Raw genomic sequence first — 20,215 nt, 5'->3', positions numbered from 1 at the left:
CCTCCATAGGATGTGGGGGGAGGCGATGGAATGCGGCAGGGCGATTTGGTAGTGCGCAATTCTTACGGCGGGGACGTGATGTTCACGCTCGGACCGGTCGTTCAGGGGCAGGCGCTCTTGAAGGGGCTTGAGCTGCGACTCCTCGCAGACGCTCCGCTTCACGACCTGCGTCTGGCAGACCCCGAAGCGCTGCAGGCGGCTTTGGCCGACGAGAATCGGCGTGCGCGCCGCTCCATCCGGCAGCTGGACCGGTTTCGCCGCGAGAACGGAGAGCAGGGGATGCGGCGAACGGGCGGAGAGACCGGCTATTTCGAAGTGCCGGGCAAGGTGCTTCATCTGGATGGAGATCCCGGCTACTTGCGCAAGAGTATGGCGTTGTACAAAGAACTGCGCGTACCGGCAGAGGGATATTTCGTCACGGAATCCTCGATGGCGACAGCACTCGCGACCCTTCTGCCCCGAACGACACCGGATATCGTGGTTCTGACCGGACACGACAGCATTCTCAAGAACAGCAAAGGGCGGGATATGCAAAACCTGGCGAGCTACAAAAATTCCCGCCACTTCATGGATGCTGTACGCGTTGCCCGTGGATTTGACCGAAACAAAGACAGTCTGGTCATCGTCGCGGGGGCCTGTCAGTCCCACTTTGAAGCGATTCTGTCTTCGGGAGCGAACTTTGCCAGCTCACCGGGACGCGTTTTGATTCATGCTCTGGATCCGCTTGTGATCGCCGCGAAGGTGGCGTATACGCCGTCCCGCAGCCAGGTCAAGATCACGGATGTTCTATCCGGGACGCTCAGCGGGCTGGAAGGGATGGGTGGAATCGAAACGCGGGGCTGCTATCGGGTAGGGATGCCTGTGGTGGAGTGGAAGGAATTAAGCGAAACGACGGAGACTGCGGGCGAACGAGTGAGTAAAACAGCCGATAAGAGAAAATGAATTGCAATAGGGCCGATATTCGGCTCTTTTTTTTGGATTCTATCCGATTCACTTGTTGACAACGAAATTGTCCTGCTGATATAATAATTTGTTAATTTGACAAGACGCCCTTTTTCCGATATAATGGAAAGAAGGAAAGAGGTGGTTTGGAGACAATGGCTAAAAACGCGCTATTGGAAATCAAACGCAGTCTTGAACCCCATGTGGGACAAAAGATCATGTTGCGGGCGAACGGTGGTCGCCGCAAGACCATCGAACGTTCCGGAGTGTTGGAAGAGACCTACCCTTCTGTATTTATCGTCAAACTCGACGAGGAGCAGCATTCGTTTAAACGAGTGTCCTACAGCTACGCCGATATCTTGACCGAGTCCGTGGAGGTTACCGTGTGCCAGGACGAGGAAGAGCTTCGGATTGTTTATTTCCAGCATTAACTTAAAGAGCATTACGGATAAACAGGCAGCGGCCTACTGGGCTGCTGTTTCGATTTGACAGGGCGCTCACCCGAATGAATTCGGCGTGGGCGCCGCATACTAGTTGGGAACCGGCAGCTCCGAACGGATGATGGCCGGTTCCCAACTTTTTTTCGCTGAAGGAGGCGGTTCGGTTGAGCCGAAGACGAGGCGGTACCATGTCCGAGTCGTTCAAGTACGAGCTGGCCCGCGAACTGGGCTTTGCCGAGAAGGTCGACCGGGAGGGCTGGGGCGCTATCACCACCAAGGAAGCCGGCAACATGGTGAAGCGGGCGCTGCAGATAGCGGAGCGGGCTTCCCGCAAGGGAGACTGACTTCGTTTCCGGAAGGACGCTCGGTGAATGCGATGCCGTTCTTGCTACCCTGTCCTAAGCGAAGCCGGCGGCTGTCCGGCAATCAAAACCCCTGCCCTCGGGCAGGGGTTTTGGTTCTTAGGGGAAGGTGGTTTTCGGCTCCTCGACAGCCTTGGCATGGATGTCTTTTTACAAGTGCCTTTGCTATAATAGATAGACCTGTATTCAAGGTTATGCATACGGGGCGAGCGTTTCATCGCCTCGGTAGGGAAGTGGGTGCGCATTCGTGAGGGTGCTGGAAAAGGCTCCGGCCAAAATCAATTTATCCTTGGATGTTTTACATAAACGACCGGATGGCTTTCACGAGGTGGAGATGGTCATGACCATGGTCGATCTGGCCGACCGCCTTGAAATGAAGGAGCTTCCCCGGGACACCATTATGATCTCCAGCCAGGCCGGGTACATCCCTCTGGATGAGAAGAACCTGGCCTTCCAGGCGGCCCGGCTCGTCAAGGACCGGTATGGGGTGCAAAAAGGGGTCTACATTCATTTGGACAAGAAGATCCCCGTCGCCGCCGGTCTGGCGGGAGGCAGCAGCGATGCAGCGGCCACGCTGAGAGGCTTGAACCGGCTGTGGGGACTCGGAATGTCGGTGGAGGAGATGAAGGCGCTTGGTAGCGAGCTTGGATCGGACGTGCCCTTTTGTGTTACGGGAGGGACGGCCATTGCCCGCGGGCGCGGGGAGCAGCTGACACCGATTGCCTCCCCTCCCGCTTGCTGGGTCGTGCTCGCGAAGCTGCCGCTTAACGTGTCGACCGCGGATGTATACGGCAAGCTGCGCGCGGCTGAAATCAAGCGGCATCCCGATACAGCGGGGCTGCTCAGCGCGATCGAGGCACAGGACTTTGGCGGCATCTGCAGCTCGCTGGGCAATGTGCTGGAGGAGGTCACGCTCTCCCTGTACCCGGAGGTTAAGCGGCTTCGGGACTGCATGGAACGGCTCGGGGCGGACGGCGTGCTCATGTCCGGCAGCGGTCCGACGGTGTTCGGCCTGGTCGAGAAGGAATCGAAGGCGGAACGGATTTACAATGGATTGAGAGGGTTCTGCAAGGACGTCTTTGCCGTCCGACTGCTGACGTGAACCTTCTATTGAATAAACACGGACATAAATGGTATAGTGAGTACAAATTATTCGGATTTTCGGGGGTGCAAGATGAAGAAGTTGAAGCGCAGCGAGCGGCTGGTGGAATTGACCCAGTATTTGCTTTCCCGCCCCCATACCCTCATTCCACTGACGACGTTCGCTGAACGCTACCAATCCGCCAAATCCTCCATTAGCGAGGATCTGGCGATCATCAAGGAAGTGTTTCAGGAGGAAGGCATCGGGGAACTGCAGACGATGGCGGGGGCAGCCGGCGGGGTTAAATATTTGCCGAAGGCGCATGAAGCGCGTTCCCGGGCATTCATTGAAGGGGTTTGCCGTCAGTTGGAGCAGGCGGATCGGATTTTGCCCGGCGGGTACATGTACATGTCGGACATCCTGGGCGAACCGCAGACGGTAAGTGAAATCGGACGTACGTTCGCGACCTTGTTCGCGGATGTAGAGGCCGATGCCGTGATGACGGTCGAAACGAAGGGGATTCCGCTTGCGTATGCTACGGCCTCCTACCTCAACCTTCCCGTGATCATCGTCCGCCGCGATCATAGTGCAGTGGAAGGCTCCGCTGTCAGCATCAATTACGTATCCGGGTCGAACAAACGGATGCATACGATGTCCCTCGGCCGTCGGGCGCTTAAGGAAGGCTCCCGCGTCCTCATCGTCGATGACTTTATGCGCGCCGGAGGAACGATTCAAGGGATGAAGGACCTTCTCGCCGAATTCCGTGCTCAAGTGGCCGGAGTTGGCGTTTTTGTAGAGTCGGGAGATGTAGAAGAGCACTTGGTAACGGATTACGTATCGCTTGCCCGCATTCAGGACATCGACACGAAGAGCAAGCTCGCCAGTGTGACGCTGGGCAATTATTTTCCAATGGACGAAGCGCATTCCGCTGCTCAATAAAAAGGAGGATCTACCCCATGAAACCTGAACTCGTCGCAACCTCTCAAGCTCCCGCAGCCATTGGACCGTATTCACAGGCGGTTCGGTTCGGGAATCTTCTGTTTACCTCCGGGCAGATTGCTTTGACTCCGGCTGGAGAGTTCGTCTCGGAAGGCATTGAGGCCGAGACCCGTCAGGTCTTTGCCAACTTGGAAGCCATTCTGAAAGAAGCGGGAACGACTCGGGAGCAGGCCATCAAGGCGACGGTCTTCCTGCAGGACATGGCACAGTTTTCCATTGTGAATGAGATCTATGCAGACTATTTCGGAGATCATAAGCCCGCCCGTTCGACGGTGCAAGTAGCCGCATTGCCGCGCGGAGCGCAGGTGGAAATCGAGTTGATCGTCGCTATCATTGCCTAATAATGGGAATATGCGAATTATTTAGAATAATTCGCGCAAATAAGTAAAAAAAATTGGGACTTTCTCACCAAATCGAGAAGGATTTCGGAATTCCGCGTGGAATTATATACCAAGTCCTTTTCGAGCAGAAGGTGGTGAACCCAAGATGCAAATCACTGACGTACGACTCCGCCGAGTCAACTCCGAGGGGAGAATGAAAGCGATCGCTTCCATTACCATCGACAACGAGTTTGTCGTGCATGACATTCGCGTCATCGACGGCAACAACGGCATGTTCGTGGCAATGCCCAGCAAGCGCACACCGGACGGAGAATTCCGCGACATCGCGCACCCCATTTCGTCTGCAACCCGCGAGAAGATCCAAGCTGCGGTGCTGACCGAGTATGAGAACGCCGCTGTCGAAGAAGAAGTCATCGAAGAAGGTGCCTGATCTCAGGCGGCAGTTTGTTTTCTTTTTCTATCCACTGGAGAACCGCAGGCGCGAGCCGGCGGTTCTCTTTTCTTCCCCGTTTGCTTCTCTTTACCAAAGGCGTGTTATCCTGCACGCACCGAACATCGGGCCTGGACACCCGGAGGGGTTTTCATTCCGGCCGATTTTCGCTATAGTGGGGGGTAACGAAGCAGACGCGGTGAAACCAGTTCCACATCCTCCGCGTCTCTTCCTTGTGTAGCGACAAACCGAAGGATGGAGAGGATAGACGTGCGGATTAACGGGATCGTATTGGCCGCCGGGCAAGGAAAGCGCATGAAGTCGAAGCTGTATAAGGTGCTTCATCCGGTGTGCGGCAAGCCGATGGTCGGCCATGTTGTGGATGTGCTGGATCGGCTCGATTGCGAGCGCCGGGTTGTCGTAGTGGGCCATGGGGCGGAGAAGGTTCAGGAGGCCCTGAGCGGACGGACCGAATTCGCCTTGCAGGAGCAGCAGCTAGGAACCGGCCACGCCGTGCTTCAGGCGAAGGAGCTTCTCGGAGAAGCCGAGGGCATGACCTTCGTGCTTTATGGAGATACGCCCCTCATTCGCGAGGAGAGCCTTCGGGAAATGATTGGCATGGCGGAGCGGGAGGGGACCGCTGCTGTTGTGTTAACGGCGGAGATGGAGAATCCGTTCGGACTGGGCCGCATTCTGCGGGATGAAGCCGGCGCCCTTATAGGCATCGTCGAAGAGAAGGACTGCACCCCGGAGCAGGCACAGATTCGCGAGATCAACACCGGCATCTACTGCTTTGAGAACCGCAAGCTGTTTGCCGCTCTCGGCAAGGTGACCAATCAGAACGCCCAAGGGGAGTACTACTTGACGGACGTCATCTCGATTCTTCGCGAATCCGGGGAAAAGGTAGCCGTCTACCGCACACCCGATTGGACGGAGGGCATCGGTGTCAATGACCGCGCGGCCCTGTCCGAGGCGGAAGCGATTATGAAGGCGCGGATCAACCGCAAGCACATGCTGAACGGCGTCAGCATCCAGGACCCCGCTGCCACCTATATCGAGGCGGACGTGGTTATCGGTGCAGACACCCGCATTTTACCGGGAACGGTGTTGCGAGGGAAGACCGAGATCGGGGAGGACTGCCTCATCGGACCGAATGCCGACATTCAGGACTCCACGGTTCAGGATGGAGCCGAAATCAAGCATTCCGTGCTGACAGAAGCCATCGTCGGCCGGTTGGCTACCGTAGGTCCATTCGCTTACCTGCGTCCGGGTGCCAAGCTTGGGGAGAAGGTGAAGGTCGGCGATTTCGTTGAGATCAAGAACGCGACCCTGGGCGACAACAGCAAGGTTTCTCACCTCAGCTACGTGGGGGATGCGGTGGTCGGCCAGAACGTGAACATGGGCTGCGGTTCGATTACGGTGAACTACGACGGCTTCAACAAGCATCTGACCGAGATCGGCGACGATGCCTTTGTCGGCAGTAACGTCAACCTGATTGCACCGGTGAAGATCGGCAAGGGTGCTTTTGTCGTGGCCGGATCGACCATTACCAAGGATGTAGAGGACGATGCGATTGCCATTGCACGGGAGCGGCAGGTCACCAAGCCGGGCTATGCCTCGAAGCTTCGCGCACGTCTCAAAAAATAAGGTTTAAGACCTCCTGGATTCGGGTAAACAAATGGGTAGATTCCATTTTCTCATCCGCGCGGCGGTCGGGGGTATTCCCGGCAGCTGATAGCACGGAAGTCCAAGGAGGTTCATTGCGATGTCCATTCAGTTGAAAGCCGAACTCCGTTCGGGGAAAACCCGATCGGCCATTCGAGGGTTGCGGAATGGAGGACGGGTACCGGCTTCGGTATACGGCAAGAAGATCTCGTCCGGAGAGTCCATTTCGGTAGAGGAAAAGGAACTGGGTGCGCTTCTGCGCAAAAATCCTCATGCCGTCATCGATCTGGTTATTGGGGACAAAGGAACGCAGCCGGTCATCATCAGTGAAATGCAGCGGGACAAAATGTCCGGCAAGGTGCTGCACGTGGATTTTCACCAAATCAGCATGGATGAGCCCATTACCTCCTCGCTGCCTGTTGAATTAGCGGGCACGGCGGTGGGCGTGAAGGAAGGCGGCATCCTGACGGTCGAGAACTATCAGGTGGAAGTGCGCTGTCTGCCGCGGGACTTGCCTGCCGGGCTTACGGTCGACGTAAGCGAGCTCGGGATCGGTGACAGCATCCACGCATCGGCGATCCAACTGCCGCCGGGGGTAGAGCTGATGACCGAGCCGACCGATGTCATCGCGCTGGTGGTTGCTCCGCAAAAGGCGGACGAATCCGACGCTGGCGAGGAAAAGGCCGATTCGGAGGAAGCCTCTGCTGCAGAAGAAGGCAAGGAATAACGCCCAAACCGGGCGTGTCGATAGGAACGGGCGGAACGAGGAGAGGCCTTTGGCGGGCCTCGCTTGTTCCGCCCTTTTTTTGCGCAGATTGCCCCGAGGGGCGGGATTGTGATACGGTGGAGGAAGCGAAATCGAGTCTGCGGGCTGCCGCAGCATGGAAGGAAGAGTCGAATGAAGTGGTTTGTCGGGCTGGGCAATCCCGGCCGGGAATACAAGGATACCCGTCACAATGTGGGGTTTATGGCGCTTGACCGATTCGCGGAAGAGCATGGCCTGGCCTTCAAGGAGAGCAAATGCAAGGGCTGGCTCGCGGAGGGCAACGTCGCAGGGCACAAGGTGTATCTGCTGAAGCCCGCTACTTATATGAACCTGTCCGGGGAAGCGGTGCGTGCGTTCCAGCAATTTTACAAGGCCAGTCTGGACGATATGATCGTGATCTACGATGACCTGGATACCGACATCGGGCGTCTACGCCTCCGTTACCAGGGAAGCGCCGGAGGACATAACGGCATCAAGTCGATCATTCAACATGCGGGTACGCAGACCTTTAATCGCATTCGCATCGGGATTTCCCGGCCCCATCCTGCCGGCAGGAGCGTCGTGGATTACGTCCTCGGGGAATTCAACAAGGAAGAAAGAAAGCTGCTTCCCGAAGTGCTGGACAAGACCGGGGAAGCCATGCGGTTTGCTCTGGACAACCCGTTTGACCAGACGATGGCGAAGTTTAATAGTTGAATCGAAGAACGATGACTTGAGAAAGTGGCGGCTAAAAGGCTTCTCCCCGGGGCATACTGAGCATATCCTAACGGTAGCAGGAGGTATGCCCGAATGGCGATTCGATATGTTTGCCGTCACTGCGGTTCTACGATTGGCGAGCTCGACAGCGGTGCGGTGAGCGAGCTGCGCTTGGGTCTGCAATTCTTGACCCTCGCAGAACGCCGGGATATAATAGCATATAATCCCGACGGAGGAATGACCGTGAAGGTCGTTTGCGAGTTCTGCCGGGAAGCGTTGGAAGCGAACCCCGAACTTTCTCTTGTGAACAGCCCGCTGCAATGAGCGCGGGTTTGCCTTTTTTCCAATAGAAGCCTGCCGCAAGAAAGCAAGGTAAGAAAGACCTCCCCCAGAAGACGAGTGCAGCCCGGGTGGCTGCTCGTGTTTGGGGGTTCTTTTGATGGGCATTTGTTCGGGATGGATCAGGAGGTGCGTCATGCGGGAGTTGATCTCCGCCTTTAAAGAAGACAAGGATTTTGCAGCGATAGCAGCCGGTGTGCGCTCCGGTATGCGGGAGCAACTGGTGGCTGGCCTTGCCGGCTCCTCGCGCCAGGTGATGATTGCTGCCCTCATGGAAGAGACGGATCGCCCCGTGATGATCGTCACCCATAATATGTTCGCTGCACAGAAGATAGCAGAGGATTTGGTAGAGTCCGTCTCCCCCGAGCAAGTTCTGCTCTATCCGGCGCAGGAAATGCTGGCGGTGGAAGCGGCGGCAGCAAGCCCGGAGACCGAAGCCCAGCGCATCGACGCGCTGTCCAAGCTAGCCGCGGGCTTCCGAGGTGTGCTCATTACGCCTTATGCGGGGCTGCGGCGGTTGCTTCCGGAGCGGAGCGTCTTTGCCGATTCCCGCATTCGCCTTCGCGAAGGCGAAGAGCTGCAGCTGGAAGAGTTGCTGCGGCGAATTACCGAGCTTGGCTATGAACGAGCGGAACGGGTAGAGAAAAAGGGAGAATTCAGCGTTCGCGGCGGTATCATCGATCTTTATCCCCTAACCTCGGCCACTCCGTACCGGGTGGAGCTGTTCGATGTGGAAGTAGACTCCATTCGTTCCTTTGATCCCGAGTCCCAGCGGTCTCTGGACCGGTTGTCCTCTCTGGACATTCCGCCGGCGAAGGAAATCATCGCGTCGGGCAAGCGGTTTCAGATGGCGGCTCATCATGCGTCGGATCTGCTCGAGGTTCAGCTCGGCAAGATGACGGACCGTCAGGCCAAGCACAAGCTGCGCGACACCATCCAGGACGAGATCGGCCGTCTGGAGCAGGGAACCCCGTTCGCCGGCGTTTCGAAATACATCGCACTCCTCTATCCGGAACGGCAGACGCTCTTTGACTATGTGTCTCCCGACACGCTGCTCCTGATCGACGAGCCGGCTCGTCTGCTGGAAACGGCCAAGCAGCTGGAGCGGGATGAGGCGGAGTGGGTGACAGGGCTTCTTCAGGATGGAAAGACCTTGCCGCAGCTTGCCCTCTCCAAATCGTACGATTCCCTCTTGCACCGAAAGCCTTTTCCAACGCTGTATTTGTCGCTCTTCCTGCGTCAGGTCCCGCAAACCCAGCCGCAGAACATCGTCAATTTCATGTGCCGGACGATGCAGAGCTTCCACGGGCAGATGAATCTGCTGAAGGCGGAGATGGAGCGTTGGAAGAAATCCGGTTCCCGGGTGCTCCTTCTGGCGGAAGGAAACGAACGCAAGGACCGGGTGCGCCGGGTATTGGCGGACTACAGCATCGAGGAGCCCGAGATTCTCGATGGCAACCTGCAGAGCGGCTTCGAGCTGCCCTCGATTCGACTGGTGGTCATCACCGAGGGCGAGATGTTCTCGCAGAAGCAGCGCAAGGCTCGGCGCGTTGACAAGCGCATTGAGAATGCGGAGCGCATCAAGAGCTATCAGGAGCTACGAGTCGGTGATTACGTGGTGCATGTCAACCACGGAATTGGGAAATATATGGGGATCGGCACGCTCGAGGTCGGCGGCATTCACAAGGATTACATGCACATCTTGTATGCCGGGGGCGATAAGCTGTCGGTGCCGATCGACCAGATCGACCTCATTCAGAAATACGTAGGCTCCGAGGAAAAGGAGCCGAAGGTCTACAAGCTGGGCGGCACCGAGTGGAACAAGGTCAAGACGAAGGTTCGCTCCTCCGTGAAGGACATTGCCGACGACCTGATCAAGCTCTATGCCGAGCGGCAGCAGGCGCCGGGCTATTCCTTCGGCAAGGATACGGCCTATCAGAGCGAGTTTGAGTCCATGTTCCCCTATGACGAGACGCGCGATCAGCTTCGGGCTATCTCCGAGATCAAGCAGGACATGGAGAAAACACGCCCGATGGACCGCCTCCTCTGCGGAGACGTGGGCTACGGCAAGACAGAGGTTGCCGTGCGCGCTGCCTTCAAGGCGGCGATTGATGGCAAACAGGTCGCGGTCCTTGTTCCGACGACGATTCTCGCTCAGCAGCATTACGAAACCTTCCGGGAGCGGTTCAGCGATTACCCGTTCAAGATCGGTGTCTTGAGCCGCTTCCGCTCCAAGAAGGAACAGAACGAGACGATGAAGGGCCTCAAGGCGGGCAGCGTCGATATCGTCATCGGGACGCACCGAATTCTGTCCGCCGACATCAAGTTCAAGGACCTCGGCCTTCTCATCGTCGACGAAGAGCAGCGCTTCGGCGTCTCCCACAAGGAGAAGCTCAAGCGTCTGAAGACGAATGTCGACGTGCTGACGCTGACGGCGACGCCGATCCCGCGGACGCTGCACATGTCGATGCTCGGCGTTCGCGATCTGTCCGTCATTGAGACGCCGCCGGAGAACCGCTTCCCGGTACAGACGTACGTGCTTGAGCACAGCATGGGACTCGTGCGCGAGGCCATTGAGCGGGAGCTCGCCCGGGAAGGGCAGGTCTACTACCTGTACAACCGGGTGCAGGGCATTCAGCAGATGGCCGACCAGATCTCGGCGCTCGTGCCGGACGCCCGGGTCGCATACGCCCACGGGCAGATGACCGAGCAGGAGCTGGAGCGGACGATTCTTGACTTCCTCGACGGCGAGTATGACGTGCTGGTCAGCACGAGCATCATCGAGACGGGCGTGGACATTCCGAACGTCAACACCCTCATCATTCACGACGCGGACAAGATGGGTTTGTCCCAGCTTTACCAGCTGCGCGGGCGGGTGGGACGGTCGAATCGGATCGCCTATGCGTACTTCACCTACCAGCGCGATAAGGTGCTGACAGAGGTCGCGGAGAAGCGGCTCCAGTCGATAAAAGAGTTTACAGAACTTGGGTCAGGGTTTAAAATTGCTATGAGAGACCTGTCCATCCGCGGAGCGGGCAACCTGCTCGGAGCCGAGCAGCACGGCTTTATCGCCTCCGTTGGTTTTGACATGTACTCGCAAATGCTGGCCGATGAAATCAACAAGCGGAAGGCCGAAATGGACGGGGGCGTTCAGGCGCCGCTTACCGAATTCTCGACCCAGCTGGATCTGCAGATTGACGCCTACTTGCCGTCCGATTATATTTACGACAGTATGCAGAAGATCGAGATCTATAAGAAAGTTGCCGGTATAACGACGCTTGATGAAGCAGGGGACCTCCAGGAGGAACTGGTGGATCGGTTCGGGGATCTGCCCGAGGCCGTGGACAATCTGCTCGCGGTCGCAAGGGTTAAAGTATACGGTTCCTTATTCAAGATCGAATCGATCATCCAGAAAGGAGAGGATTTCCACCTCAAGCTTCATGCCAGCCAGAACGATAAGCTGGACGGCAAGCGCCTGCTCGTGCTATCCGCCCAATTCGAGAATAGAATCCGGCTCCTGCCGGGTGCTCAGATTCAGATCGAAGTCAAAGGGAAAGGCAGCAAACCGGGCCCGTTCCACCTCCTAGAGACACTACTTCAAAAGATGACGGAAGCCCACATCCTGAAAGGAGAATTACAGAATGCAGCCAACTAAAAAGCGGACCTGGACGAAAGTCGCGGCTCTCGGCCTGGCTCTGGTCCTCGCCGTTTCGGTTACCGCCTGCGGCAAGAAGACTGCCGAGACGAAAGACGATAGCAAGGTGATCGCCACATACAAGGACGGAGAAATTACCCAAAGTGAATTCGATAAATTCCTCGGGGTCAATACCGTGATGGACTCGACCGGCCAAGTAGCGCAAATGCTCGCAAGCGAAGAGCTGAAGAGCTACATCCAGGAGCAGTTCATTCAACAGCTCGCCGTCTGGAAGGTTCTCGACACGAAGACGACCAACGAGAATCGCAAGGAAGGCGACAAGAAGGCAGACGAGCTGCAAAAGCAGATTAACGATATGGACAAGGACAGCAAGACGGCCTTTGAGTCCGCCATCAAGGAAGCCAAAATCACGGTGGACGATCTGAAAAAATACGTGGGCATGACCTACGGAATCGTACATCAAATGGAGCAATCCGTTACGGACGCAGACGTTCAGAAGGTTTATGACGACAACGTGAAGACCAATAAGAACTACTACGATGTCGTGAACGTTCGCCACATCCTGATCGCCACCAAGGAAACCGATTCCTCCGGCGAATCAAAGGAGAAGCGCACCAAAGAAGAAGCCCTCAAGCTGGCCAACGAAGTGAAGGCCAAACTCGATGCTGGCGGCGACTTTGCTGCGCTGGCCAAAGAATTCACGGAAGATCCGGGCTCCAAGGAAACCGGCGGTCTCTATGAAAACCAACAAATCGGGACCTCGACCTTTGTCGCTCCGTTCCTGAAGGCCATGACCGAACAGGAAGTGGGCAAAGTAAGCGCTCCAATCGAAACGGACTTCGGGTACCACATCATCAAGGTGGATTCCCGCAAGACGCTGACGCTTGACGATGAGAAGGAAGGCATTCGCTCCAACAAGGCGCAAGAAAAGCTGTCTGACTTCGTTCAAAATGACTTCAAGTCGTACGACTTCAAGTCGCTCCTGCCTCAGCCTTCGGCAGCACCGGCTGCAAGTCCGGCTGCTACGACGGAAACGAGCCCGGCTGCCAGCGCGGCCGTCAGCCCGTCCCCGGCTAAGTAAGATCGATTGACACCAACATCTACCAGGGACCTCCAACCGGAGGTCCCGTTTCTTTTTCCAGCATCCGGGCATAATGAAGGGGACAAAAAAACCGGTCGCCGGAAAGCCGCGAAACACGAGCAGGCCGGATGCATAGCCAGCCGTTCCGGGAGAAGACTAAAGCTTACACTTATATCCAGTGTTTTTATCATCTGAGGAAAGAGGGGCAACACGAGCATGAAAGCAACTGGAATTGTTCGCCGTATTGACGATTTGGGCCGTGTCGTTATTCCAAAGGAAATTCGCCGTACCCTGCGCATTCGGGAAGGTGATCCTCTCGAAATCTTTGTGGATCGGGATGGAGAGGTCATTCTGAAGAAATACTCCCCGATCGGTGAATTGGGTGACTTCGCCAAGGAGTATGCCGATTCACTCTTCGAGAGCACCAACCACATCGTCCTTGTCACGGACCGCGATAACATCATTGCCGTATCCGGCGGCTCCAAGAAGGACTACATGGACAAGCAGGTGGGCGGCCTTGTCGAGACCTCGATGGAGAACCGCAAATCAGCAGTGGAGAGTGGCGGCGGGGCTTATGAGATCGTGAAGGACAGCAAGGAAGCTTATACCTCCTACGTCGTTGCTCCGATTGTGGCCGGCGGCGATCCGATCGGGTCGGTCATCATGCTGAGCCGGGAAGAGGGCGTTAAGATGGGGGAGATGGAGCTGAAGATGGTGGAGATCGCAGCCGGATTCCTCGGCAAGCAGATGGAGCAATAAAGGGTTGGACATGAAACTCTTCCGTGCCTTTGGGCAGCGGAGGAGTTTTGTTATGTGGGGGTTGATTGGCAACCCCAGCCCCAGCCCCAGTCCCGGTCTGATTGGTTGCGTCCGGTTAAATGCGCTATAATAAGGGCAGCTTGCGTAAGGGACGGGACATGTGTGAAGAAAAGCTCACCAACCGGGTACTTGGGCGGCGCAGCGGTGCTTGGCATCGCGGCGATCGTGTCCAAGCTGCTCGGAACGCTGCAAAAGATTCCCCTGCAGAACCTTGCAGGCGAAGAAGCCTTTGGCATTTATAACGTCGTCTATCCGCTGTACACGTTCATCCTCACCCTGGCGATTGCCGGACTGCCCCTCACCGTCTCCGCCTTCGTCTCCGAGGCGAGAGCGCTCGGCCGTCCGGGAGAACCCCGGCGCGTCCTGCGGACCGCTGCTATCGTTCTCGGAGTAACCGGGCTCCTGTGCTTCCTGCTTCTCTATTTCGGTGCCGACGGGCTGGCCTCCTGGCTCGGGGTCCCCAAGACGGCGGCTGCGATTCGCAGTGTCTCGTGGGCGCTGCTCCTCGCACCGGTGATGGCGGCGCTGCGCGGCTACTTCCAAGGCTTCGGCGACATGACGCCCACCGCCATCTCGCAGGTAGCCGAGCAGCTGGTGCGGGTGGCCGCGATGCTCGGCCTCCTGCTCGCCTTCCTGCACCTCGGCTACGGGCCGGAGCGCATCGCCGCCGGCGCCACCTTCGGTTCGACGGCGGGCGCGGCAGCGGGCCTCCTCGTCATGCTCGGTTACTGGCGCCGACGTCGGCCGGACCTCCCGCCGGAGGGGACAAGCCGGCAGCGGGCAGCCTCGCTTCCCGCCGAGCCAACGGGCGCCTTCGTGCGGCGATTTCTCGCCGCCGCCGTGCCCGTGTGCCTCGGCTCGATGGCGCTGCCGCTGCTCACGCTCGTCGACTCGGCGACGCTGCCCCGCCTGCTCGGCGGCGAAGGGTTCGCCGAGCAGGCGCGGCTGCACGCGGTCGGCCTCTACAACCACGCGCAGCCGCTCGTGCAGCTGGTGGCGCTCATCGCCACCTCGATGACGGCGGCGCTCGTGCCGGCCATCGCCGAAGCGCGGGCCGCGGGGCGCGCCGATCAGGTGGCGCGGCGCACGGAGCTGTCCGTGCGCTTCGCCTGGCTGATCGGCCTCGCCGCCTCCTTCGGCCTGGCCGCGTCGGCGAAGCCGATCAACATCATGATGTTCACGTCGCCCGAGGGCACGCGAACGATGGCCATCCTCGCCTTCACGGCGGCGTTCAGCACGCTCCAGATCGTGAGCGGCAGCGTGCTCATCGGCCTGGGCGCGGCCAAGCGGCCGGCGCTGCACCTGTTCGCGGCGGCACTCGTCAAGCTCGCGCTGAACGCGCTCCTCGTGCCGCGCGCGGGCATCGAAGGCGCCGCCATCGCCGCCGTCGTCGCCTATGCGCTCGCCGCTGGCGCCAACCTTGCCGCGCTTACGCGGCTCACCGGCGTGCGCTTCGGCACGGCGACATACCTGGCGCGGCCGTTCGTGGCCGTGCTGGCGATGGTCGCCGCCGTGCTGGCCATCCGCATCGGCCTGCTCGGCCTGGGCGGAGGTCGCAGCGCGGCTTCCCTCACCGCGCTCGCCGCGGTCGTCACCGGCGCCGTTGTCTATGTCGCCGCGCTCTTCCGCACGGGGGCGGTGACGCGCGCGGATGCTTCGGCGCTGCCCGGCGGCTCCTCGCGGCTTGTCCCTTGGCTTGAGCGGCTGCGCCTTCTGCGCTAGAATAGGGAATCGAGCGCCGCTCTTCGGCGCTTCCGCTGCTTTCGCTTCCGCTTTAGCTCGATCACTACGACGCCTGCGTTCCACGCGGCAGGCCCAAAAGGAGTTGCCCATGGCTGCTACGCTCACCGTCATCGGACTCGGATCCGGCGACGAATCCCAACTTACCCTCGGCATCTGGAGAAAGCTTCAGGAGACCCGCCGCCTGTTTCTCCGAACGGCGGACCACCCGGTTGTCGATTTTCTCCGTACGAGCGGCATTGCCTTCGACACGTTCGACGAGGTGTATGAGCGGCACGCCGACTTCCTCGCCGTGTACGAGGAGATCGTCCAGCGCCTTCTTGACGAGGTGCAGGCTCTGGACGAAGGAGAACTCGTCTATGCCGTTCCAGGCCATCCCTGGGTGGCCGAGAAGACCACGGTGCTGCTGCGAGACCGTGCAGCCGAGCAGGGCATCGCCTTCCAGGCGCTCGGCGGGGAGAGCTTCCTCGACCAGGCGTTCCTGCGCTTTGGCTTCGATCCGGTCGAAGGATTTCAGCTGCTCGATGCGACGGAGCTGGCTGCCGATCGCCTCGATCCGCGCCAGCATCTTCTCATCGGCCAGGTCTACGACGCCTTCACGGCGTCCGATGCCAAGCTCGCCTTGATGGAGCTGTATCCGGACGATTATCCGGTGACCATCGGCCACGCGCTCGGCGTCGCGGGAGAAGAACGCATTCTCACGGTTCCGCTCTATGAGCTGGATCGCGAGGAGGGCTACGGCAACCTCTCGCTTCTCTACGTGCCGCGCTCGACGGACGAGCAGCTCTTGAATCGCCGATTTGGCCGCCTGCATGAGATCGTCCACATCCTTCGCAGCCCGGGCGGCTGCCCGTGGGATCGGGAGCAGACGCATGAGAGCTTGCGGAAGAACCTCATCGAGGAAGCGTATGAGGTTCTGGAGACCATTGACGAGGATGACCCCGACCACATGCAGGAAGAGCTCGGCGATCTCTTGCTTCAGGTGATGCTTCATGCCCAGATCGAAGAAGAGACCGGCGCATTCTCGGTGTACGATGTCGTGCGCACGTTGAACGAGAAGCTCATTCGCCGCCACCCGCATGTATTCGGGGGCGTGGCAGCAGAGAACGCCGACGAGGCGCTTGCCAACTGGCAGGAGATCAAGCGGCAGGAGAGGGAAGGCCAAGAGAAGGCTCCGGCTTCTCAGCTCGATGGTATTCCTCGCGAGCTTCCGGCGCTTCTCAAAGCCTGGAAGCTGCAAAAGAAGGCCGCTTCCGTCGGCTTCGACTGGAGCGATGTCCATGATGTGCTCGCGAAGGTCGAGGAGGAGCTGGCCGAGGTAAAAGAGGCCATGGCGGGGAATAATGCCGAGGAAACGGCAGGCGAGCTGGGGGACCTTTTGTTCTCCGTTGTGAATCTGTCGCGCTTCCTCAAGGCCGATCCGGAAGAGGCGCTCTCGACAACCAACCGCAAGTTCATCCGGCGCTTCCACTATATCGAGGAGCAGATTCGGGCAAAGGGCGGTCGGCTGGAAGACACCTCTCTCGATGAAATGGAACGGTATTGGCAGGAAGCCAAATCCGAGCGCTAAGAAAAATCACGCGAATAAGCAGGAATTACGGCGGTAATAAAGAATATAGTGAGGGTTAGCTCACAATTTAGAGGAGGATTTTCACATGAATAAGACAGACTTGGTTAACAATATCGCGCAAAAAAGCGGCATGGCCAAAAAGGACGTAGAAGCCGTACTGAACGGATTCTTCGGTGAAGTAACGAGCGCCCTGTCTTCCGGAGACAAGGTTCAACTGGTTGGCTTCGGCACCTTCGAAACCCGCAAGCGCAACGGCCGCACGGGCCGCAACCCGCAAACCGGCGAAGCCATCACCATCCCGGAATCCGTCATCCCTGCTTTCAAAGCCGGCAACAAGCTTAAAGAAGCCGTAAAATAATGCGGATCGACAAGTTCCTCAAGGTCTCCCGTCTGATCAAGCGGCGCACCGTGGCGAAGGATGTCTCCGATCAAGGACGCGTCTGGATCAACGGACGCGAAGCGAAGCCATCGAGCACGGTAAAGCCGGGTGACGAACTGACCATCGGCTTCGGGCAGAAGAACGTCACCGTTCGGGTTGAACGCATTGCCGAAACCGTCCGCAAGGACGAAGCCGGCGAGATGTACACCCTCTTGAGGGAAGAGCCAAGATCATCACAAGAATAAGCATCCACAGGCAGGCACTCCGCTCCAGCGGGGCGCCTGCTTTTGTCTCTTCCCGGGAATCCCCGCAGCTTGTTCTAAAACCGGACATCCCCCCATAGGGTAAGGATAGAAGGAGGGACGGATGATGGCCGAACCGCAGAACAAGATGAAGCGGCAAGAGATCCGCATGCTGAACCGCAAGGTGTTGGAAGTGACGGGAGTGCTGAACGTCGACAGCTTCGACAGCGAGGAGTTCGAGCTGGAGACGGAATGCGGTTATCTTACCATCAAGGGGAGCAACCTGCATATCAAGAACCTCAACCTGGAGCAAGGCCTCGTGGCCCTCGAAGGTCTCGTCCAGGAGCTTGCCTATCGAGAAACGGGAGGTCCGGGCAAATCCAAGGGCTTGCTCGGCAAGCTGTTTAAATGACGCTCGAGACGCAAGCGCTCACCTTGGCGGTCATGCTGGGCTGCGGGCTCGGCATGGGCGTCGTCTTCGACGCGTATCGGGTCATGAGCGGGCAGGTGACCGTCCTCCGCAAGCTCCTGCCGCTCTTTGACCTCCTGTATTGGGGGGCCTCCACTGTATTTGTCTTTCTGGCGCTGAATCGAAGCAACGAGGGCCAGCTTCGCTCGTTCGTCTTTTTGGGTCTCGCGCTTGGCGTGCTTTTGTATTACCTGCTGTTCAGCCGCTTTACCGTTTGGCTCGTCCACAAGGGGATCGCCATCGTTCGCTGGCTCATCCGCGCAATCCGTCGGTTGATTGAATGGTTCGTCGTAAAGCCTCTCATTCTGTTGCTCCGTTTGGTGCTTGTTATCCTAGGAATTGCGGCTTCCGTCTCTATTTTCCTAGGAAAAGGTGTGCTAAAATTGACCTACCCGTTGCAAATTCTCCTCCTTTGGTTGTGGAAGCTGACTGGAGGCAGGGTGAACTGGAAAGTTCTGGGGAGCAAGCTTCTCCGGGTATCGAGGCTGGACAAGCTGATTCGCCGGACCCGGTTGTTTGTGAGCTGGTGCCGTTCCTTGTTTCGCCGGTAGAAGGAATGGGTAAGGATTCGAGATCCATCGGATTGCAGGCGCTAGCCCTGGTTTTACCCAGGACAGGCACCATTTCTGCGTCCATTGCATAGACTACCATCGACAGGCAGGAGGTCCGTCGTATGCCGCCATCCCCCAATCGGGAGCCCAAGCGTGGGAGAAAAGCGTCCGTTCGTCGGATGAGGCTTGCCCTGCTGGTTGTCTTGGCGATCGGGATTCCCTTCGCTTACACGGCGTGGGGACAAATTGCCAAGCTGAACGAGAAGAACGCTCAATTGAATGATTACCGCGGTCAGTTGGACGCGAAGACGAAGACCAATGATGCCATGGAGCTGGAACTGAAACGGATGAACGACCCCGAATATCGGGAGGAAATCATCCGCAGCGAGCTGAACCAGGCCAAAGAAGGGGAAACGGTGTTTGATTCCGTGAAACCGCCCAAATAAACCGGGAGCGCAGAGGATGGAACACCGCGTGAATCGGTCTGCCCAGGCTTCAATTGCCAACTCGTGCGGGGCACGGGTTTCTTGCTTTCGCCGTTGGCATCGGGTATAATCTGCATAGCCCTTGTTTTTCTAACCATTATGAGGAGGAACGTATTACCTTATGGCCATCGAAGTAGGCGCCAAACTGCAAGGCAAGGTGACAGGCATCACGAACTTTGGAGCTTTTGTTGAGCTACCAGAGGGAGGGACCGGTCTTGTTCACATTTCCGAGATCGCGGACAACTACGTCAAGGACGTAAATGATCACCTCAAGCTGAGCGATATCGTAACGGTGAAAGTGATCAATGTGGACAAAGACGGCAAGATCGGTTTATCCATTAAGCAAGCGGTTGATAAACCGGTATCCGAAAGGCCCGTGCGTACGGGACCGAGCGGCGGCTTTGGCGAGAGAAGAGAGGGCGGCGGTGGCTTTAACCGTGATCGCGGCGGACGTCCGTTCAACAAGTCGGGATACGGCGGGAAGCCCAGCTACAACAAACCTTCCTTCGAAGACAAGGTGAGTAAGTTCCTGAAGGATAGCGAAGAGCGTATCTCCTCCTTGAAGAAGAACACCGAAGGCAAGCGCGGCGGCCGCGGGGCTCGCCGGGATTGATCCTTTGCAGATAGAAACCGTTCGTCGGCCCTGGTCGGCGACGGTTTTTTTGCCTTCTTTGCTGGGGGCGGGTGCCGTCCGCATTGCTTGAGAATGCGAAACCTCGTCCATTGACGCTGGCGGCAACGACGAGGTATAATCTACCGTATATGGCGGTGTAGCTCAGCTGGCTAGAGCGTTCGGTTCATACCCGAAAGGTCGGGGGTTCGATTCCCTTCGCCGCTACTGATTGGATTATGAAAGCCCTGGAGACAGGGCTTTTTTTGTTGTCGCCAGGCACAGGGTGACAACGGAGACAGGCTTTCCTGCCAAGTCCCCACCCCGCGACAGCAAGCGGGGGAGCGTTGCAAGGAATGGTGAACGAGGAGACGGGAGGAAGGAAGGGAGGTGTTCCCAAAAAAACAAATCGACACCTGCCGCCTCTTTCGGGTATTGAGGCGAATGCCTGCTAGACGGGGACTTTTCGGCGGATCGAGGATCGGATAGCCAGGGCAACACAGAGGAACAATCCCAATACAAGGACGAGCGCTCGACATCTCGCGCTGTCAGG

At 58.0% G+C, this 20,215-nt stretch carries 22 protein-coding genes and 1 tRNA gene; all 23 read left to right on the top strand.

The window, feature by feature from the left end; genetic code table 11:
* The first annotated feature begins 30 nt into the window (after positions 1-30).
* The 23 genes from yabG (at position 31) to AAFN83_RS21020 (ending at position 19,890) form a co-directional block, all read left to right on the top strand.
* Positions 31-942 (top strand): sporulation peptidase YabG, encoded by a 912-nt coding sequence (gene yabG / locus AAFN83_RS21130; protein WP_347773090.1) that lies wholly within the window; start codon positions 31-33, stop codon positions 940-942.
* Between the two features lie 155 nt (positions 943-1,097).
* A complete protein-coding gene (veg, locus tag AAFN83_RS21125) occupies positions 1,098-1,373 on the top strand; it encodes a biofilm formation stimulator Veg (RefSeq protein ID WP_347773088.1) in 276 nt (91 codons plus the stop codon).
* Positions 1,374-1,546: 173 nt separating this feature from the next.
* The gene (locus AAFN83_RS21120; protein WP_347773086.1) at positions 1,547-1,726 is read left to right on the top strand and encodes a small, acid-soluble spore protein, alpha/beta type; all 180 of its coding nucleotides are present in this window, start codon (positions 1,547-1,549) and stop codon (positions 1,724-1,726) included.
* A 265-nt stretch (positions 1,727-1,991) separates the two neighbouring features.
* On the top strand, positions 1,992-2,846 hold the full coding sequence (gene ispE / locus AAFN83_RS21115) for a 4-(cytidine 5'-diphospho)-2-C-methyl-D-erythritol kinase (protein ID WP_347773084.1): 855 nt from the start codon (positions 1,992-1,994) through the stop codon (positions 2,844-2,846).
* Between the two features lie 72 nt (positions 2,847-2,918).
* The gene (gene purR, locus AAFN83_RS21110; RefSeq protein ID WP_347773082.1) at positions 2,919-3,764 is read left to right on the top strand and encodes a pur operon repressor; all 846 of its coding nucleotides are present in this window, start codon (positions 2,919-2,921) and stop codon (positions 3,762-3,764) included.
* Between the two features lie 17 nt (positions 3,765-3,781).
* Entirely contained in the window at positions 3,782-4,165 is a 384-nt protein-coding gene (locus tag AAFN83_RS21105) for a RidA family protein (RefSeq protein ID WP_347773080.1), read from the top strand.
* A gap of 145 nt (positions 4,166-4,310) precedes the next feature.
* Positions 4,311-4,595 (top strand): septation regulator SpoVG, encoded by a 285-nt coding sequence (gene spoVG, locus AAFN83_RS21100; RefSeq protein WP_058300453.1) that lies wholly within the window; start codon positions 4,311-4,313, stop codon positions 4,593-4,595.
* A gap of 270 nt (positions 4,596-4,865) precedes the next feature.
* Entirely contained in the window at positions 4,866-6,242 is a 1,377-nt protein-coding gene (gene glmU, locus AAFN83_RS21095) for a bifunctional UDP-N-acetylglucosamine diphosphorylase/glucosamine-1-phosphate N-acetyltransferase GlmU (RefSeq protein WP_347773077.1), read from the top strand.
* Between the two features lie 118 nt (positions 6,243-6,360).
* Positions 6,361-6,987 (top strand): 50S ribosomal protein L25, encoded by a 627-nt coding sequence (locus AAFN83_RS21090; RefSeq protein ID WP_347773075.1) that lies wholly within the window; start codon positions 6,361-6,363, stop codon positions 6,985-6,987.
* A 171-nt stretch (positions 6,988-7,158) separates the two neighbouring features.
* Complete coding sequence (pth, locus tag AAFN83_RS21085; RefSeq protein ID WP_347773073.1) at positions 7,159-7,722, top strand: aminoacyl-tRNA hydrolase; 564 nt, start codon at positions 7,159-7,161, stop codon at positions 7,720-7,722.
* Between the two features lie 93 nt (positions 7,723-7,815).
* Positions 7,816-8,046, top strand: coding sequence for an anti-sigma-F factor Fin (locus AAFN83_RS21080; protein ID WP_347773071.1), 231 nt, complete (start codon positions 7,816-7,818; stop codon positions 8,044-8,046).
* Between the two features lie 151 nt (positions 8,047-8,197).
* Positions 8,198-11,716 (top strand): transcription-repair coupling factor, encoded by a 3,519-nt coding sequence (gene mfd / locus AAFN83_RS21075; RefSeq protein ID WP_347773069.1) that lies wholly within the window; start codon positions 8,198-8,200, stop codon positions 11,714-11,716.
* A complete protein-coding gene (locus AAFN83_RS21070) occupies positions 11,703-12,797 on the top strand; it encodes a peptidylprolyl isomerase (protein WP_347773067.1) in 1,095 nt (364 codons plus the stop codon). Before mfd ends, AAFN83_RS21070 begins: the two co-directional genes overlap by 14 nt.
* A gap of 216 nt (positions 12,798-13,013) precedes the next feature.
* On the top strand, positions 13,014-13,556 hold the full coding sequence (gene spoVT, locus AAFN83_RS21065) for a stage V sporulation protein T (protein WP_347773065.1): 543 nt from the start codon (positions 13,014-13,016) through the stop codon (positions 13,554-13,556).
* A gap of 204 nt (positions 13,557-13,760) precedes the next feature.
* On the top strand, positions 13,761-15,338 hold the full coding sequence (locus tag AAFN83_RS21060) for a putative polysaccharide biosynthesis protein (RefSeq protein ID WP_347773062.1): 1,578 nt from the start codon (positions 13,761-13,763) through the stop codon (positions 15,336-15,338).
* A gap of 109 nt (positions 15,339-15,447) precedes the next feature.
* Positions 15,448-16,926 (top strand): bifunctional methyltransferase/pyrophosphohydrolase YabN, encoded by a 1,479-nt coding sequence (yabN, locus tag AAFN83_RS21055; protein WP_347773060.1) that lies wholly within the window; start codon positions 15,448-15,450, stop codon positions 16,924-16,926.
* 85 nt (positions 16,927-17,011) lie between these two features.
* Complete coding sequence (locus tag AAFN83_RS21050) at positions 17,012-17,284, top strand: HU family DNA-binding protein (protein WP_347773058.1); 273 nt, start codon at positions 17,012-17,014, stop codon at positions 17,282-17,284.
* Positions 17,284-17,550, top strand: coding sequence for an RNA-binding S4 domain-containing protein (locus tag AAFN83_RS21045; protein WP_347773056.1), 267 nt, complete (start codon positions 17,284-17,286; stop codon positions 17,548-17,550). The genes AAFN83_RS21050 and AAFN83_RS21045 overlap by 1 nt, the downstream gene beginning before the upstream one ends.
* A 124-nt stretch (positions 17,551-17,674) precedes the next feature.
* Positions 17,675-17,959 carry a sporulation protein YabP gene (yabP, locus tag AAFN83_RS21040; protein WP_347773054.1) on the top strand — a complete coding sequence of 95 codons (285 nt, stop codon included), beginning with the start codon at positions 17,675-17,677 and terminating at the stop codon, positions 17,957-17,959.
* Positions 17,956-18,567 (top strand): spore cortex biosynthesis protein YabQ, encoded by a 612-nt coding sequence (gene yabQ, locus AAFN83_RS21035; protein WP_347773052.1) that lies wholly within the window; start codon positions 17,956-17,958, stop codon positions 18,565-18,567. The genes yabP and yabQ overlap by 4 nt, the downstream gene beginning before the upstream one ends.
* A 122-nt stretch (positions 18,568-18,689) precedes the next feature.
* Entirely contained in the window at positions 18,690-19,013 is a 324-nt protein-coding gene (locus tag AAFN83_RS21030; protein WP_347773051.1) for an FtsB family cell division protein, read from the top strand.
* 160 nt (positions 19,014-19,173) lie between these two features.
* Positions 19,174-19,665 (top strand): S1 domain-containing RNA-binding protein, encoded by a 492-nt coding sequence (locus tag AAFN83_RS21025; protein WP_347773049.1) that lies wholly within the window; start codon positions 19,174-19,176, stop codon positions 19,663-19,665.
* A gap of 151 nt (positions 19,666-19,816) precedes the next feature.
* Positions 19,817-19,890: transfer RNA gene (locus tag AAFN83_RS21020), tRNA-Met, on the top strand.
* Positions 19,891-20,215: the final 325 nt, after the last annotated feature.

It is taken from the genome of Gorillibacterium sp. CAU 1737, assembly GCF_039888655.1.
Classification (GTDB): domain Bacteria; phylum Bacillota; class Bacilli; order Paenibacillales; family NBRC-103111; genus Gorillibacterium.
Note: the sequence above shows the minus strand (reverse complement) of the source record. Positions and strands in the feature narration are given on the sequence as shown.